Origin of the sequence: Bacillus ectoiniformans (assembly GCF_016908875.1) — a bacterium.
GTDB classification, from domain to species: Bacteria; Bacillota; Bacilli; order Bacillales; family Domibacillaceae; genus Bacillus_BX; species Bacillus_BX ectoiniformans.
The window spans coordinates 240,202-257,247 of sequence record NZ_JAFBES010000003.1 but is presented as its reverse complement, the minus strand read 5'-3'; the positions used below and the strand labels follow the sequence as shown (position 1 = coordinate 257,247).

Annotated in this window: 20 protein-coding genes; all 20 read right to left on the bottom strand. The window is 42.4% G+C overall.

Features of this window, described 5'->3' with window-relative positions; translation table 11 throughout:
• Window positions 1–65 precede the first annotated feature (65 nt).
• Complete coding sequence (locus JOC78_RS06430; protein WP_204553675.1) at window positions 66–923, bottom strand: F0F1 ATP synthase subunit gamma; 858 nt, start codon at window positions 921–923, stop codon at window positions 66–68.
• 95 nt (window positions 924–1,018) lie between these two features.
• Window positions 1,019–2,527 (bottom strand): F0F1 ATP synthase subunit alpha, encoded by a 1,509-nt coding sequence (gene atpA / locus JOC78_RS06425; protein ID WP_204553674.1) that lies wholly within the window; start codon window positions 2,525–2,527, stop codon window positions 1,019–1,021.
• Between the two features lie 58 nt (window positions 2,528–2,585).
• The gene (locus JOC78_RS06420) at window positions 2,586–3,128 is read right to left on the bottom strand and encodes a F0F1 ATP synthase subunit delta (protein ID WP_204553673.1); all 543 of its coding nucleotides are present in this window, start codon (window positions 3,126–3,128) and stop codon (window positions 2,586–2,588) included.
• Window positions 3,125–3,649, bottom strand: a complete 525-nt coding sequence (locus tag JOC78_RS06415) for a F0F1 ATP synthase subunit B (RefSeq protein ID WP_239587029.1) — start codon at window positions 3,647–3,649, stop codon at window positions 3,125–3,127. Before JOC78_RS06415 ends, JOC78_RS06420 begins: the two co-directional genes overlap by 4 nt.
• 271 nt (window positions 3,650–3,920) lie before the next feature.
• Window positions 3,921–4,133, bottom strand: a complete 213-nt coding sequence (gene atpE, locus JOC78_RS06410; protein ID WP_053368380.1) for a F0F1 ATP synthase subunit C — start codon at window positions 4,131–4,133, stop codon at window positions 3,921–3,923.
• A gap of 77 nt (window positions 4,134–4,210) precedes the next feature.
• The gene (gene atpB, locus JOC78_RS06405) at window positions 4,211–4,936 is read right to left on the bottom strand and encodes a F0F1 ATP synthase subunit A (protein ID WP_204553672.1); all 726 of its coding nucleotides are present in this window, start codon (window positions 4,934–4,936) and stop codon (window positions 4,211–4,213) included.
• 6 nt (window positions 4,937–4,942) lie between these two features.
• Window positions 4,943–5,332 (bottom strand): ATP synthase subunit I, encoded by a 390-nt coding sequence (locus JOC78_RS06400; protein ID WP_204553671.1) that lies wholly within the window; start codon window positions 5,330–5,332, stop codon window positions 4,943–4,945.
• Between the two features lie 6 nt (window positions 5,333–5,338).
• Window positions 5,339–5,557 (bottom strand): AtpZ/AtpI family protein, encoded by a 219-nt coding sequence (locus JOC78_RS06395; protein ID WP_239587028.1) that lies wholly within the window; start codon window positions 5,555–5,557, stop codon window positions 5,339–5,341.
• Between the two features lie 328 nt (window positions 5,558–5,885).
• Window positions 5,886–7,031 carry a non-hydrolyzing UDP-N-acetylglucosamine 2-epimerase gene (wecB, locus tag JOC78_RS06390; protein ID WP_204553670.1) on the bottom strand — a complete coding sequence of 382 codons (1,146 nt, stop codon included), beginning with the start codon at window positions 7,029–7,031 and terminating at the stop codon, window positions 5,886–5,888.
• 22 nt (window positions 7,032–7,053) lie between these two features.
• Window positions 7,054–7,683, bottom strand: coding sequence for a uracil phosphoribosyltransferase (gene upp / locus JOC78_RS06385; RefSeq protein ID WP_204553669.1), 630 nt, complete (start codon window positions 7,681–7,683; stop codon window positions 7,054–7,056).
• Window positions 7,684–7,991: 308 nt separating this feature from the next.
• Window positions 7,992–9,227, bottom strand: coding sequence for a serine hydroxymethyltransferase (glyA, locus tag JOC78_RS06380; protein WP_204553668.1), 1,236 nt, complete (start codon window positions 9,225–9,227; stop codon window positions 7,992–7,994).
• A gap of 176 nt (window positions 9,228–9,403) precedes the next feature.
• Window positions 9,404–9,976 (bottom strand): TIGR01440 family protein, encoded by a 573-nt coding sequence (locus JOC78_RS06375; RefSeq protein ID WP_204553667.1) that lies wholly within the window; start codon window positions 9,974–9,976, stop codon window positions 9,404–9,406.
• Between the two features lie 21 nt (window positions 9,977–9,997).
• Complete coding sequence (rpiB, locus tag JOC78_RS06370; protein WP_204553666.1) at window positions 9,998–10,438, bottom strand: ribose 5-phosphate isomerase B; 441 nt, start codon at window positions 10,436–10,438, stop codon at window positions 9,998–10,000.
• A 67-nt stretch (window positions 10,439–10,505) separates the two neighbouring features.
• Complete coding sequence (locus JOC78_RS06365) at window positions 10,506–11,795, bottom strand: methyl-accepting chemotaxis protein (protein ID WP_204553665.1); 1,290 nt, start codon at window positions 11,793–11,795, stop codon at window positions 10,506–10,508.
• 25 nt (window positions 11,796–11,820) lie between these two features.
• A complete protein-coding gene (locus JOC78_RS06360) occupies window positions 11,821–12,252 on the bottom strand; it encodes a low molecular weight protein arginine phosphatase (RefSeq protein ID WP_204553664.1) in 432 nt (143 codons plus the stop codon).
• A gap of 92 nt (window positions 12,253–12,344) precedes the next feature.
• A complete protein-coding gene (locus JOC78_RS06355) occupies window positions 12,345–12,887 on the bottom strand; it encodes a manganese efflux pump MntP (RefSeq protein WP_204553663.1) in 543 nt (180 codons plus the stop codon).
• 155 nt (window positions 12,888–13,042) lie between these two features.
• Entirely contained in the window at window positions 13,043–14,086 is a 1,044-nt protein-coding gene (locus JOC78_RS06350; RefSeq protein ID WP_204553662.1) for an L-threonylcarbamoyladenylate synthase, read from the bottom strand.
• Between the two features lie 276 nt (window positions 14,087–14,362).
• A complete protein-coding gene (gene spoIIR / locus JOC78_RS06345) occupies window positions 14,363–14,992 on the bottom strand; it encodes a stage II sporulation protein R (protein WP_204553661.1) in 630 nt (209 codons plus the stop codon).
• A gap of 89 nt (window positions 14,993–15,081) precedes the next feature.
• Complete coding sequence (gene prmC, locus JOC78_RS06340; protein WP_204553660.1) at window positions 15,082–15,939, bottom strand: peptide chain release factor N(5)-glutamine methyltransferase; 858 nt, start codon at window positions 15,937–15,939, stop codon at window positions 15,082–15,084.
• A gap of 2 nt (window positions 15,940–15,941) precedes the next feature.
• A complete protein-coding gene (prfA, locus tag JOC78_RS06335; protein WP_204553659.1) occupies window positions 15,942–17,012 on the bottom strand; it encodes a peptide chain release factor 1 in 1,071 nt (356 codons plus the stop codon).
• Window positions 17,013–17,046: the final 34 nt, after the last annotated feature.

Below are 17,046 nucleotides of genomic sequence, written 5' to 3'. Positions count from 1 at the left end.
CATTTGAGTGTGAAAGGAGGCTGCAGCTGATTCGTCCCTGCCGCAGTCCCGTTTTCACGAACTTACTATTCTAATGCCGCTGCTCCGCCAACGATTTCAGTAATTTCCTGAGTGATCGCCGCTTGACGCGCACGGTTATATTTCAATGTTAAATCATTAATTAATTCTTTCGCATTGTCAGTTGCACTTCTCATGGCTGACATACGTGCGGCATGCTCACTGGCTTTCCCATCAAGCAGCGCTCCGTAAATTAAGCTTTCCGCATATTGTGGAAGAAGAACTTCCAAAATTTCTTCTGCAGACGGCTCAAACTCATAAGAAGTCAATTTATTCGAGCTAGCGATTTCCGTTAAAGGCAGAACCTTTTTCTCGGTGACATCCTGCTGGATCGCACTGACAAAATGGTTGTAGTACATATAAAGTTCATCATATATACCATCGGCAAACATACCGACTGTCTTATTCACGATATCTTTAATATCCGCAAAATTAGGCTGATCCGGAAGACCAGTAATGTCGGAGATTACATTCATACCGCGGTTGCGGAAAAAGTCTCTTCCCATACGTCCAATGGCAATAATGACATATTGATCACTTGACGTATGACGCTCTTTAATTAAATTATGAACAAGGCGAAGAATGCTGCTGTTATAAGCTCCCGCCAAACCCCGGTCAGAGGTAATAACCAAATACCCGGTTTTTTTAACGGGGCGAGAGACTAGCATCGGATGTGTTACATCTTTGCTTCCAAGAGCGATCGATGCTACCACTTCCTGAATTTTGTCCATATAAGGAACGAATGCTTTTGCGTTCGATTCCGCACGGCTTAATTTAGAAGCGGAAACCATTTCCATCGCTTTTGTTATTTGGCTCGTCTTTTTAGTAGATGTAATACGAGTCTTTATATCGCGTAACGATGCCACTGGTTCTCACCACCCTTTTATAATGTTAAATCATCTTTCAAAATGGACCAGCCGACCCTGACTAGATCAACTAATCAGGCATCGCTTCAGGTCAATTATTCGGATTTCGCAAACGTCTTCTTGAATTCGTTGATGGCTGCTTTCATTTCATCATCAGAAGCAAGCTCTTTCGTCGTGCGAATGTGATCTAACACGTTCGTGTGGTTGTGATCTAACCAGCCCAATAGCTCTTCTTCGAAACGACGAATATCTGCTACTGGAATATCATCTAAATGTCCGCGAGTTAAGGCATAAAGAATCACAACTTGTTTTTCAACCTTAACTGGTTTATTCAAGTCTTGTTTCAATACTTCAACTGTACGGGCACCACGATTTAATTTTGCTTGTGTTGCTTTATCTAGGTCAGAACCAAATTGAGCAAATGCTTCAAGCTCACGGTATGCTGCTAAGTCAAGACGAAGCGTACCCGCTACTTTCTTCATCGCTTTAATTTGTGCTGAACCACCTACACGAGATACTGATAAACCGGCATTGATCGCAGGACGAACGCCTGAGAAGAATAGATCTGATTGCAAGAAGATCTGTCCATCAGTGATCGAGATTACGTTCGTTGGAATGTAAGCTGAGATATCCCCTGCTTGCGTTTCAACGAATGGAAGAGCTGTAATAGAACCAGCACCTAATGTATCATTTAATTTTGCTGCACGTTCAAGTAAACGTGAATGCAAGTAGAATACGTCACCAGGGTAAGCTTCACGACCTGGAGGACGGCGTAGTAGTAATGAAAGTTCACGGTAAGCAGCTGCTTGTTTTGATAAATCATCATATACAATCAGTACGTGCTTGCCATTAAACATAAATTCTTCACCCATTGTTACTCCGCAATAAGGTGCAAGGAATAACATTGGTGCAGGTTGTGCAGCAGATGCTGTAACAACGATTGTGTAATCTAGAGCTCCGTGCTTACGAAGTGTTTCTACTGCGTTACGTACAGTAGACTCTTTTTGTCCGATAGCTACATAGATACATACCATGTTTTGGTCTGCTTGGTTAAGAATCGTATCGATCGCTACAGATGTTTTACCTGTTTGACGATCTCCGATGATTAACTCACGCTGACCGCGTCCGATTGGCACAAGTGCATCGATCGCTTTAATACCAGTTTGAAGCGGCTCATGAACGGATTTACGGTCCATAACGCCTGTTGCTGGGCTTTCGATTGGACGAGTTTTAGTTGTATTGATTGGGCCAAGACCGTCTACAGGCTGTCCAAGAGAGTTAACAACACGGCCGATTAATTCTTCCCCAACAGGTACTTCCATGATGCGTCCAGTACGGCGGACTTCATCACCTTCACGAATATCTGTGTAAGGACCAAGAATTACGATACCAACATTGTTTTCTTCTAAGTTTTGTGCCATTCCCATGACACCAGTTGAGAACTCAAGAAGTTCTCCAGCCATAACGTTGTCGAGGCCATGAGCACGTGCGATACCGTCACCAATTTGAATAACTGTACCAACATCGCTTACTGTAATATCTGACTGGAAGTTTTCAATCTGCTTTTTAATCAGCGCACTGATTTCTTCAGCTTTGATGCTCATGAATTTCACCCCACATAATTTATTGTTTTTTTCATTGTTATTACTTTTAAGCTTTTGATTAGCTGCTTGCTGTCAGTTGCTTTTCCATACGGTTTAATTTTCCGCGAAGGCTGCCGTCAAAGATACGGTTGCCAATGCGTACTTTTAATCCGCCTAAAAGGTTTGGATCAATTACATTCGTGATTCTTAGCGATTGCTTACCAACTTTTGCTGCAAATTTTGCAGAAACAGCTGTTTCTTCAATCGGAGATAACGGACGAACAGACTCAACAATTGCCTCTGCAATTCCGCGCTCTTCGTTAGCCAATTGTATGTAAGCATCTGCCACATCTGTAATATGACCTTCACGATGACGTTCAGTTAAAAGCATCAATGTGTTAACCACAAAAGGTGATGCTTTCATGAAAGCAGATTGCAGTAAAGCTTTCTTCTGGTCAATCGTCATTTTTGGTGATTCAAGCAAAAGTAAAAGCTCCTGATTATCCGAAAATACGGTTTTTACTACACGAAGCTCTTCTTCAATTGCATCCAATTGCTGTTGTTCTTTAGCAAGTTGGAATAGAGCGAGCGCATAGCGTTTAGCCACTGCGGAATTACTCATCGCTCTTCCCCTGCCTCTTGAATATAATCATTGATTAGTTTTTCTTGATCAGCTGCTGTCAATTCTTTTTCAATTACTTTAGAAGCAATCAATACAGATAGTGAAGCAACTTGTTCGCGAAGTGCTGCCATTGCTTGTTCTTTTTGCTGCTCAATTTCCATTTTCGCAGATTCTTTCAAGCGATCGGCTTCTGCACGGGCTGCTACGATGATTTCATTCTTTTGTTCTTCCCCTAGCTTCTTCGCATTTTCAACCATTGCTTGAGCTTCTTGACGGGATGCTTTTAACTCAGCACGAGTTTCTTCTAATAATTTATTAGCTTCTACACGGCTTTTTTCAGCCGCTTCGATTTCACCTGCAATATGATTTTCACGTTCTTGCATGATGCCCATTAATGGACCCCAAGCGAACTTTTTAATCAATGCAAGCAATACGATAAACATGATTAATTGGAATAGTACGTCACCGCCGTTAAAACCAGCTGATGAACCAAGTACAAATGCGTTTGCTGACACGCTCATTTCACTCCCTTCAAGAGTTTCAGCTTTCTTTAGAAAAAGAGAAAGCTATGAAATTGGCTTACGCTTATGCCGGATATTCCTTGGCTGCTTTGATGTAATTGTACATAAAGGAATGGCGAAGGTTCGCATGGAATGATCTTCGCCATTTGGAACATAATTCCGTCATTATTAAGCAACCGGCCTGCCCCCCTTCTCGAGGGTGGAGGTCGGTTGTATGTTTTATTGCCTAGAAATTCGGATTCATTGCCGCACTATACGGCAGATTCCGTTATTATTGACCTTGTACCATGAACGCGATAACTACGGCGATGATAGGAATCGCCTCAACTAGTGCTACCCCGATGAACATTGTTGTTTGAAGCATACCACGTGCTTCTGGTTGACGAGCGATACCTTCAACTGTTTTTGATACGATAAGACCGTTACCGATACCAGCACCTAGTGCTGCTAAACCGATTGCTATTGCTGCTGCTAAAAGACCCATTTTAAAAGTTCCTCCTTATTGTATGAAAATATTATTTTTTCGAAAATAGGTTTGTCCAAATTTGGACTGGGTATATTTTAATGATCATGGCTGACTTTGTGAGCCAGATAAACCATCGTTAACATGGTGAAGATAAATGCTTGGATACCACCGACAAAGATTGAGAATCCCTGCCATGCTAGTGTTGGGATGATTGCGGCTAAATGTCCGCCTACCCCTGTTGCTAGACTTCCAACTAGTAATGTTAACAGGATTTCCCCTGCAAAGATGTTTCCGTAAAGTCGAAGACCAAGAGTGAGTGTGTTGGCAAACTCCTCTATTATCTTTAACGGGAACAAGAACCACATAGGTCGTACGAAATCTTTTCCGTATTCCCCGAAGCCTTTCATTCTAATTGCATAATAGTGAGAAAGTGCCACTATCATTACAGCGAGAGTCAAGGCAACGACTGGATCAGCTGTTGGTGATTTCCACCAAAGGACATTATCAATGACAATGGCAAAAGGCAATCCTAACATATTCGCAACAAACACATACATAATAAGCGTTATTCCGAGTACGTGAAAGCGCCCTCCTGTTTTCCAGTCCATATTACTTTTAATAATGTTTCTCACAAAATCCATGACCCACTCAAAGAAGTTTTGCACTCCGGTAGGTTTCATAGCTAAGGAACGCGTAGAGATGACAGCGATTAAAAAGACAATAACACTTGCGACTGTGATCATCAAAACGTTGGATAAGTTAAAAGTAAGAGACAACCCATTAAAGAGTTCCAAATTGTACAATGGAGCTTCATGATGCAACTTTTTTCACCTCTCTTCCCCGTTATTGCTTTTTATTAAGTTTTTAACAATAAAATCTATCATAATGACAAAATATGATGCCATTAATCCCAATACTGTGCTTACAAGATGGATTTGTTCAGGAAAACTGAGAGCAATCATGGCAGCCAAAGCTGCTGATGCCATTCTTGAAAAAGTACCTAGCGACGGAACCTTTTGACCAGATTCAACCGCTTTGCCAAAACGATCCATTCGTTTGACCATTAACCAATGGTTGAAAAAACTGATGCTAGTACCGATGATGAGGCCCGCAAAGACAGGTTGATAAGGAGTTATTCCCCAGCCGAGTACAAACATGGAGAGTAAGTAGAGTATATACTTTCGGTGTCTTGCAAATGTGTGCTGGAGTTCCGGCATATCATACTAATCTCCCGAATAGAAATGTCGGACTGAACGCAACATGGAGTATACACCTGTTGCTAAACCTACTAAAAGTCCGATGATTAAAAAAAGAGGTTCTGTGTCCCATTTTCCATCTAACCAGCGTCCCGAAAAAATTCCAATTAGAATGGATCCGACTAGCTGAGCTAAAATGGAACTGTACAGGGCCATGGCTCGAAATAGCTTCCTTCGATTCATCATCAGATTCCACCTCTGACTTCCAATGGTATCCTGTTTATCCAAATAAAAAAAGCGTTTACACTATGTATAAACTATATTGTTCTTTACCCTTTGTAAGCATACAATAGGGGTTTTTTAATGTCAATGTGTTTACAGTGAAAAAGATCACAATCCGTAACGAATATTTCACAAAATTATCAAAAGTTTTCCCTTGAAATTAAAGAGACTTTATTAATAGAAGAAACACGCTCTAACCCTTGTCTGATTGATTGAAATTTTGTTTAAAATGACGCTTGTGAAGCAGAAAAAAGGAGGCCTCCGTCGCCGACAGGCCCCCCTTCTCTTCTCACTAGATAGTAAAACGATCCGGCTTTTGATCCGTTTGCTTAAAGTAATATCTAATCGCTTCACAAATACGGCGAGATGCTTCTCCATCCCCATATGGATTAGAGGATTGTGACATTCGCTTGTATGCTAATTCATTCGTTAATAATTCAGTAGCCAGCTGGTAGATGTTTTCTTCTTCTACTCCGGCAAGCTTTAACGTTCCTGCTTCGATTCCTTCTGGGCGCTCCGTCGTGTCTCGAAGAACTAACACTGGTACCCCGAGTGAAGGTGCTTCTTCTTGAACGCCGCCGGAATCTGTTAGAATTAAATGCGCTCTTGAGGCGAAATTATGGAAGTCAATGACATCTAATGGTTCAATTAAATGGATACGCGGGTCATTTCCCAGCACTTCATCAGCCACTTCACGAACAGCTGGATTCAAATGAACGGGATAAACAACTTGTACATCTTTTTGTTCTTCCACTAACCGTTTAATTGCTCGGAACATATTGCGCATTGGCTCACCTAAGTTTTCCCTGCGATGGGCTGTCATCAGCACCAAGCGGTCATTCCCCAGACGAGTCAGCACCTCATGCTCATACCCTTCTTTCACGGTTGTTTTTAATGCATCAATCGCCGTATTGCCTGTTACGAAAATTGTATCTTGCTTCTTATTTTCATTCAGCAAGTTGTTTTCAGATTGATTGGTCGGTGAGAAATGAAGATCCGCCATCACTCCTGTGAGCTGACGGTTCATTTCTTCAGGGTATGGTGAATATTTATTCCAAGTGCGAAGTCCTGCTTCCACATGGCCAACTGCTATTTGATTATAAAAAGCAGCGAGGCTCGCAATAAATGTTGTAGTTGTATCTCCATGAACAAGAACGATATCAGGCTTCACTTCTTTCATCACCTGATCCAAGCCTTCAAGGCCGCGAGTGGTGACATCCATTAATGTTTGACGATCTTTCATGATGTTTAAATCATAATCAGGCTTCACATTAAAGATGGCCAGCACTTGATCTAGCATTTGGCGATGCTGAGCTGTGACCGTTACAATTGATTCAAAATGTTCCGGATGCTTTTGAAGCTCCAGCACAAGCGGAGCCATCTTAATAGCTTCCGGTCTAGTGCCAAATATAGTCATTACCTTAATCGGGCGATTCATTGTATGAGCACCTACTTATTGATTATTTTGTTCCGAACAGACGGTCTCCTGCATCTCCAAGCCCTGGAACAATATAGCCTTTTTCATTTAGCTTTTCATCTAATGCAGCAATATAAATATCGATTTCAGGATGTGCTTCTTTAATCGCTTCTACCCCTTCTGGAGCGGCAATCAAGCACATAAATTTGATGTTTTTTGCACCGCGTTTTTTCAGTGAATTGATTGCCTCGATAGCAGAACCGCCTGTTGCAAGCATTGGATCTACTACGATTAAATCACGCTCTTCCACATCTGTTGGAAGCTTCACATAATATTCAACAGGAAGCAATGTTTCAGGATCACGGTATAATCCGACGTGCCCTACTTTAGCAGCCGGGATTAATTTTAAAATACCATCAACCATGCCAATACCCGCACGCAAGATTGGAACAATCCCTAATTTCTTACCAGCTAAGACTTTTGCGTTAGCTTTACAAACTGGTGTTTCTACTTCTACATCTTGAAGCGGAAGATCACGAGTGATTTCAAACGCCATTAGTGAAGCTACTTCATCTACTAGCTCACGAAATTCTTTCGTTCCTGTGCTCTTATCACGAATCATTGTTAGTTTATGCTGAATGAGTGGATGGTCAAATACGTAGACTTTTCCCAAAATAATCGCTCCCTTATCTTTAAATACTATACGTCCATAAACAATTTTTTAAACAGCTTTATCAGCCGCCGGCAAAAAAATAAGCCGCATTCGCAGCAAACGTCTCGTTCATAAACCGGTCTTCATTAAGACCCCATCTTATTTTACAAAAAAAACGGGACAAGAACAATCAAAATCGTTTATCAATATATTATAGAAGGAAATTGTTCACCTGACGGATTCGGCAAGCCCCCCCCTTCTCCCCCTCCCCTCTTCACCCCAAAATAAAAAAAACAAATCTGCCGACATGCGCAGATTTGTTTTTTTAATTAATTATATAAAGGATACTTAGCTGTAAGGTCTGTTACACGCTTGCTTGCTTCTTGAAGTTTTGCTTCGTCGTCATGGTTTTTCAAAGTGAACGCAATGATTGAAGCAACTTCATCCATTGCCGGCTCATCGAAACCACGTGAAGTAACCGCAGCAGTACCAATACGGATTCCGCTTGTTACGAATGGGCTTTCTGGATCAAATGGAATCGTGTTTTTATTTACTGTGACTCCCACTTCGTCCAGCACTTTTTCAGCCACTTTACCTGTTAATCCCAAAGACTGAAGATCAATCAGCAATAAGTGGTTGTCTGTACCGCCGGAGACTAATTGAATGCCTTCTTTCGTTAAGCCTTCTCCAAGACGTTTCGCATTCTTTTTAATGTTTTCCGCATACACTTTAAAGCTTTCGTCTAACGCTTCACCGAACGCCACCGCTTTTGCTGCAATGACATGCATCAGTGGGCCGCCTTGAATACCAGGGAAAATCGATTTATCGATCTTCTTCGCAAATTCCTCTTTACACATAATCATCCCGCCGCGAGGTCCGCGAAGTGTTTTATGAGTAGTAGTTGTGACAAAGTCAGCGTATGGAACAGGATTTTGGTGAAGGCCTGCTGCTACGAGTCCAGCAATATGCGCCATATCCACCATTAAATAAGCTCCGACTTCATCCGCAATTTCACGGAATTTAGCGAAATCAATTTCACGAGGATACGCGCTTGCGCCTGCTACGATTAATTTCGGTTTATTTTCTACCGCTTTTTGGCGGACATCTTCATAATCGATCATTTGGTTTTCTTTATCTACACCATACTCAACAAAGTTGTATTGAACACCGCTGAAATTAACTGGACTGCCGTGCGTTAAATGGCCGCCATGGGATAAGTTCATGCCAAGCACTGTGTCGCCTTGATTTAAAATAGTGAAATATACTGCCATGTTTGCTTGTGCGCCTGAATGCGGCTGCACATTTACATGCTCGGCACCGAAGATTTGCTTCGCGCGATCACGAGCTAAGTCTTCCACTACATCGACGTGTTCACAACCGCCATAGTAACGTTTGCCAGGGTAGCCTTCTGCATATTTGTTCGTTAATACAGAGCCTTGCGCCTCCATTACCGCTTCACTTACAAAGTTTTCAGAAGCAATTAGCTCAATTTTTTCCTGCTGACGCTTTAGTTCATTTTGAATGGCTTCGAACACTGCTGGGTCTTGCACTGCAACTTTACTCATTATTAATCCCCTTTCGGCTCATCTCAAATTATTTTCAACAATATGTATTGCCAATTTTAAAAATTCTCTTTCATTCTAACATGTTTCTACTATCTTTCAAATGAAATATATGTAATTGACCATTTAATTTATAAAAAATAACCGACTTTCTACAAAAAGTCGGCAATAACTTAACATTAACTGCTGCATTGTTGATTTATATTCGTTTTTTCATAAACAGCTCTTGAACCGCCTATGAGTTTAGGACGAGTCTTTGCCAATGTGACATGGGCTTGTCCTATTTGATTCAAGCTCACTCTGAGCGGAACGGCGACATGTTTTAAGTGCATCCCAATGAACGTATCACCGATATCTATGCCTGCTTCCGCTTTAATAAATTCAACCACAACGCTGTTAGGGTTTTGCTCAAAAGCGTATGCCGCCATCGCACCGCCTGCTTGCCGAACCGGAATTACAGCTACTGCTTCAAGCTGCTCTCGTTCAGCCAATTCCTGATCAATGACGAGCGCCCGATTTAAATGTTCACAGCATTGAAAAGCAAGATAAACGCCGGTTTCATCCGCAAATGTGCGAAACTTAGAATAGATCATTTCAGCTATTTCCAGCGTTCCGGCCGTCCCTATTCTTTCCCCGGCAATCTCCGATGTAGAACAGCCTATAACTAACGTTTGCCCTTTTTGCAGTTTCGCCTGCTGCTGAAAATCCGTTAATACTTGAGTCAACTGGCTCTCTAACTCTTTTACCAACAACTAGCTCATCCCCTCGAATGACTATTTTTGTTCGTATTCTTTAATTTTACCTACACGATTTTCATGACGGCCGCCTTCATATTCTGTTGTCAGCCATACTTTTGCGATCTCTCTCGCAAGTCCTGGTCCAATGACGCGCTCTCCCATTGCCAGCATATTGCTGTCATTATGTTCACGCGTTGCTTTTGCACTGAAGAGGTCATGTACTAAAGCACAGCGAATGCCTTTCACTTTATTCGCCGCAATGCTCATGCCAATCCCTGTTCCGCATACTAAAATCCCGCGGTCAAACTCTCCATTTGCTACCTTCTCTGCGACAGGAAGGGCATAATCCGGATAATCCACTGAAGTTCCGCATTCGCAGCCGAAATCTTCATATTCTAATCCAAGTTCGTCAAGCAATCCTTTTAACTCTTCGCGTATATTCACGCCTCCGTGATCAGAAGCTAATGCAATCTTCATCGTTACCTTCCCCTTCCTAAACGTACCATATGCTTATTTTGTCATATCCTGCTGAATTTTTAAAGTTTTATACGCGGAACTGGGTAATGGTAGACTTCAATTCTTCAGCCTGGTCTTTCAGCTCTAGAATCACTTGTTCAATATGATTCATGACTTCCGTTTGTTCTTTGGTTGCTATTGTGACTTGCAGAGCGCCTGCGGATGTTTCTTCCGCTATGGCAGCAACCTCTTGAGATTGTCTGGATGTAATTTTTATACTGCTCATTTGGCGGTCAACTAATTCTGAAATCAATTTGACCGTATCAGCGACTCCATGAATCTTGTCCGTCATCTGTTCGATTGCGACACCTGCTGCCGATCCTTTGTCCGCTTCTTCATTCACTGTTTTTACCTGCGAAGAGATTCTTTGCACTACTTGATCAACCTCTTGCTGTATTTGTTTAATCAGTTCTGAAATACCAGACACAGCCGTGGCACTTTCATCGGCAAGCTTGCGGACTTCTTCTGCCACAACCGCAAACCCTTTTCCATGTTCTCCTGCACGAGCTGCTTCAATTGAAGCATTTAATGCCAAGAGGTTGGTCTGAGCAGCAATATCTCCAACAAGCTGAATAATCTGCTCTACTTTTCTTGCGTTGTCTTCAAGCCCTTTGACCGCTTGCAAAGACTGTTTATTACCAGATGAAAGTCTTTCCATTCCTTGGATCAGCGACTCAAAAATTCTTTTGTTCGTTTGGAGATCTTTCACCATCGCTTCAGCTTGAACAGCTGAATTTTTCGCTTTTGTTTGCACTTCAGCGGCAAGGTGCGTCACATCTTCAATTGATTCCGCCGTTGATTGAATAGCCATGGCGGAATTCTCCGCTCCTACTGAGATTTCATCAACCGTCCGCGCAATTTGTTCGGCTTTTTGAGAAGCTTGTGAAGCTTCATTCGATATCTTCACCACGCTGTCATTCGTCAAAGAGAAATTCCCCTCGATACTGTGAACCATTCCGCGTAAATTATTTAGCATGTTGTTAAAAGCCACCGCAAGTGTACGAATCTCATCATCACTTTTCGGCAGTTCCACTTCGTGTTCAATATGCCCTTCCGCTGCTTCTAATGCCGCTGTTTCCAGCCTTTGCAGCGGCTTCACGAAATATCCGCCTGCAAAGTAAGCAAGAATCCCTGACCACATAATTCCCATGAGCAAGGTGACGACGGTAAAGATAGCTTCATTGATCCAGGAGAAATAGGCAGGATACAAGTAATAAATAAAAAATCCGCTCGTTGAATACGTTATGACTGCAAGGACGGTAATAAGCAAGACTAGTTTCTTTCTTAGACCGAATGACGTTTGATTGCTGCGTTCCATAGCTTTCCCCCTTCTGATCCCCTCATCAATTTGAATACTTCTTTATTAGCTGATGGATTAATTGATCTAATTCAAGATAGGTCTGTCTATATTCATCAATTGTGCCTCCAAAAGGATCTGCCACATCGCGTGCCTCTCCTTCAACAAACTCATTCAATACATGTATTTTTTCTGTTGCCGGCGGATATAAATCAGCCAGAACTTGCTTATGGCTATTGGTCATCGTTAAAATCACGTCTGCCCAATCGATTAATTCTTGGGAAACTCTTTGAGACAGATGGTCAATGGAGATCCCTTTTTCAAGCAAGACCGATTTCGTCTGTTCCGATGCTGAACTTCCTTCTGCGGCAAATACGCCAGCAGATTTTATTTCCCAATTTTCTTGCTTATGCTTTAACATCGCTTCAGCCATTGGACTTCTGCAGGTGTTTCCTGTACAGACAAACAACACTCTCATAACTGAACTCCCTTCCCCAACTATTCATTACTTCTATTATATAAGATTTGATGATAAATGGGGAAAATAGTTCTATTTTTTACAATCCATTCTTATGGCAGCAACAGCTTAACACCAAAGGTAAGCAAGACGATTCCGCCAATCATTTCTCCATAAGACCCAACAAATTTTTTCGCTTTTTTCCCGAGCAATAACCCGCTCCAAGTTAGAATAGCCGCCGCCGCTCCAAAGCAAGTCAAAGCAACTGCCGCTCTCGCACCGTATATACCTAAAGTCAGCCCCACCGAAAAACTGTCCAAACTAACACTGAGCGCAAATAAAAACAGACTGAACCCTGCAACTCCCCGAACGGCTTCTTCTTCCTTCCTAAAAATAGACAGCACCATCTGCCCCCCTAGTATCAGCAGTAAGATCCCTCCCACCATTCTTGCCACTTCTCCAAAAGTGTTGGAAAGCATTTGTCCTGCTGCCATTCCAGCTAGCGGCAAGCAGACGTGAAATACCCCTATTAGTATTCCTATAAAAAGAATCCTTTTTAACCGGATCGGAGCCATCCCTAATGCTAAACTTGCCGAAAATGCATCCATCCCTAGTGCGAATGCCATCATTAATAGTGTAAGTAATTCTCCGCTCATATTGCTTCCTACCCCTTCCTCATTGGACGTGCTTCTCTTTCAACATATGCACGCATGTCCGCCATTAAGTATGAAGAATGGATATTTTTCACATAAAAAAAGCCTCTTCAGCCATGCTGAAAAGACTTTCCTCATAATTTGCTCTACTATTCACTTTATTCTCTAAGCCATCTATGACCCGCGGCCTTTTCTAGTCGGTTCATGATAGCGGACCCTACCCCTTCATATGGAAAGGTTTCGGAAAGAATCATATCCACATCCGATTCATTAAAGGCTCGAAGAACTTCATAGAGAGATCGCGCCACTGTCTCCAGCTTCGATTCAGATCCACATGGCAGAATCACATCGGCTTGGTAAAAAGACATTTGCTCCTCGGTTGTTAATAACCCGACCTTCTTTCCAAGTTTTCGCTGCTGATGAATCAGCTCCTGTATCCATTCACGACTGCCTTCTACTAAATACATAGGCGCGTCTGGCGCATAGTGCTGATATTTCATTCCTGGCGATTTTGGCTTTTCCAGTTCATCTTTTAAAGCTGGATCCAGACCTACTTCTCCAACCACTTGCTCCAGCTCTTCTTTCGTTACGCCGCCCGGACGCAAAATAACCGGAATCTTCCCGGTACAGTCAATCACAGTAGACTCCAGTCCCACGCCCGTTTCACCGCCATCTACGATTCCTGCGATTAGTCCGTCTAAATCTGCTTGTACATGCTTAGCTGATGTGGGACTTGGTTTCCCTGACCGATTCGCACTTGGAGCAGCAATAGGCAATCCCGCTTCACTGATCACAGCTAACGCTACAGGGTGATCTGGCATCCGCACTGCTACGGTTTCTAAACCTGCCGTCACTTGGCGGGCTAGCGCTTGGTCTTTTTTCATAAAAATAATCGTTAGCGGACCTGGCCAAAACGCCTCCATCAACCGCTCCGCCTGTTCAGGAATTGAAGCAGTTAAATCATCCAGCTGCTCCCTGTCTGCAATGTGGACAATAAGGGGATTATCCGCTGGCCTGCCCTTCGCCGCAAAGATCTTTGAAGATGCTTCTTCTGAAGTTGCATTTGCTCCAAGTCCATAAACTGTTTCTGTTGGAAAAGCGACAACTTGATTTTCTCTAAGCAAAGCAGCCGCTTCTTTAATTTGTGGATATGTTGCTAATGAATCCACATCTTTATCCACAAGCCAATATTTTGTTTCCATCGCTCTCACCTTTATTTTTCACATATTAAAAATCATTTATTCTCTCAATAAACCAGTGTTTTCAACATATTTCTCAATGCCAGACAAAATATGCGCATCATTTATTCACAAACTTGACCTTTTTATCCACAATCTGTGTGTAAAACTTTACATACGGTGGATAACCCTGTGGATGAATGTGGATAAATTTCTGAAAAATAGATAAATAATGGTTTCTTCCACAGTTTCAGTATAAACTGTTTATAACTTTTCTCGAAAAATAGCGAAACTTGTCTATTATTGCTTATTTCTTTTAAAGATTTCCACAATCGCTAATTTCACTTCTGGCACTTGAACTTCACCTTCTGCATACACTGGTTCTTTCTCTTGATCTTCAGCCGAATTTTCTTCAATGCCAGGACCAACAGCTGCTCCGTTAGAGAAGTCTAAAAAGCATAGCGGCGGATATAGAACACACCACCAATTCGCTCCTTCTCCTTCGCCAATTGTAATTAAAATGGCTTCATATTCTCCAGCAGGATATAAAAATTGGCCATATAATTTGGTTGGAAACTTCACTTTCCCAAACTCCGCTTTAACCGATTGAGAAGACCCTTCTTCCTCCGCTGTTTTCATCGCAATTGCTTGGATCTCAGGCAGCTTTTCTTTTAATAAAGCGCGTGCTTTCGGCAGCGATTCAATGTCAGCTACCCACTTCGTAATTTCTGCATTTACTGCATCTCTAATTTTTCGTTTAAGATCTTGGTCTGAAGCATTGTCACTATTAGCCAAAATCCGTAGGCGGATCGCCTCTTTTGGAATGACAATCGTCTCTTCAGCTTCCGCTGCTTGGTCTGGTATATATAAACTAACGATCGTTCCAATAGATAATAGTAATAAGTAAAGTACCGCTGTGAACTTGTTCATTGTTATCCCCTCCTGGCAAACAGTCTCGCCAGAAAAGGGATATCCTAAACACGCAATCTCATATTTTTTTCATTCTTAGAATCTATTAATTACGAAAGCCTCAAAAAGACCATTCGATCTTTGCCGTTAATATCATACTTTACTTCTACACTCGCTTTTGGAAAAGCATTCTGAAGCAAGTCTGCGACTAAGACTCCTTGTCCTGCTCCCACTTCAAAGCCGGCTAGTGATCTTGATTTTAATACTTTAGGAAGCTCCAAGCAAAAACGTCTGTATAAGTCTAGTCCGTCCGTTCCGCCGAACAAGGCTAGCTCTGGTTCATGATCAATGACCACTTCTGATAAACTTACCCGGTCCGAAAGAGGGATATAAGGAGGGTTTGACAGAATCACATCCAATTGAATCCCTTTTTCTATAAAGGGTGCGAGCAAATCTCCTTGCAGCCAATGAATATCCGCTTGAAGGCCTTGACCATTCGTTTGAGCCGTTTGCAGGGCTTTTTCCGATAAGTCTACCGCATACACGTTCATTTCAGGCATCTCAAGCTTCATCGTGATCGCAATAGCTCCGCTGCCTGTTCCGATATCAGCCATGGTTAATTCTTTCGCTGGAAAATGTTCTTTTATCATATTCAGAGAATGATAGATTAGCTCTTCTGTTTCTGGCCGCGGAATCAGCACATCACTATTCACTTGAAAGCGCCGGCCGTAAAATTCCTCATATCCTATTATATGCTGAACCGGCACTCCATCCACATGCCGCTGAACCGCTTGATGAAACGTTCTCTTTTGTTCATCAGAAAGTTCTGTGTGCAGACTAGCTAAAAGATCCGAGCGCTGCTTATTCACAATAAATTGCATCAGCAATTCTCCAGCATTCGCATCTCGTCCATGCTCTATTAAAAAAGAAGAAGCCCAATTGAGGGCTTCGTATATTTTTTGTGTCATAGCTACTCCTGCAGACTTTCCAGCTTGCTGGACTGTTCTTCTAAAATAAGCGCTTCTAGCACCTCATCCAGCTTGCCTTCTAAAATTTGATCAAGCTTCTGAATCGTTAATCCAATTCGGTGATCCGTTACACGATTTTGCGGAAAGTTATACGTCCGGATTCGCTCGGAGCGATCACCTGATCCAACCGCTGATTTTCGCTGTGCATCATATTCCGCTTGAGCTTCGCGCTGGAATTTATCATACACGCGGGCACGAAGAACCTTCATCGCTTTTTCTTTATTTTTGATCTGCGATTTCTCGTCCTGACAAGATACAACTACCCCTGTAGGAAGATGGGTAAGCCGAACAGCTGACATCGTTGTATTAACACTTTGGCCGCCTGGTCCGCTCGAAGCAAAAGTATCCACACGAATATCTTTCTCATGAATATCTACTTCTACTTCTTCCGTCTCAGGAAGACAAGCAACCGTTGCAGTAGATGTATGAATACGGCCGCCTGATTCTGTTTCCGGCACGCGCTGTACACGGTGCGCTCCATTCTCATATTTCATTTTAGAATAAGCGCCTTTTCCGTTAATCATAAAAATGATTTCCTTATAGCCGCCAAGTCCCGTCGCATTCGCTTCAATGACTTCAATTTTCCAGCCTTGAGTTTCGGCATAACGGCTATACATTCGGTACAAGCTGCCTGCAAATAATGCCGCTTCATCGCCTCCGGCAGCTCCGCGGACCTCCATAATCACGTTCTTATCATCATTCGGGTCTTTCGGAATCAACAGAATTCTTAATCGTTCTTCCAAGCTTTCCAGCTGTTCGGAAAGCTCATTCATTTCTTCTTTCACCATCTCACGCATATCCGCATCCAGCTTATCATCAAGCATGGCCTTCGCTTCTTGATATTGCTGCTTCGCCTCTTTATACTCTCTATACGTCTCAACCGTGTCTTGAATATCCGACTGCTCTTTTGAATAGTCTCGTAACTTCTTCGGATCATTGACAATCTCCGGATCACTTAAAAGCTCATTTAATCTGTCATAGCGATCTTCCACTGACTGTAATCGATCGAACATAAAATCCACCTCAATTTTTCGTCCATAATGTTCT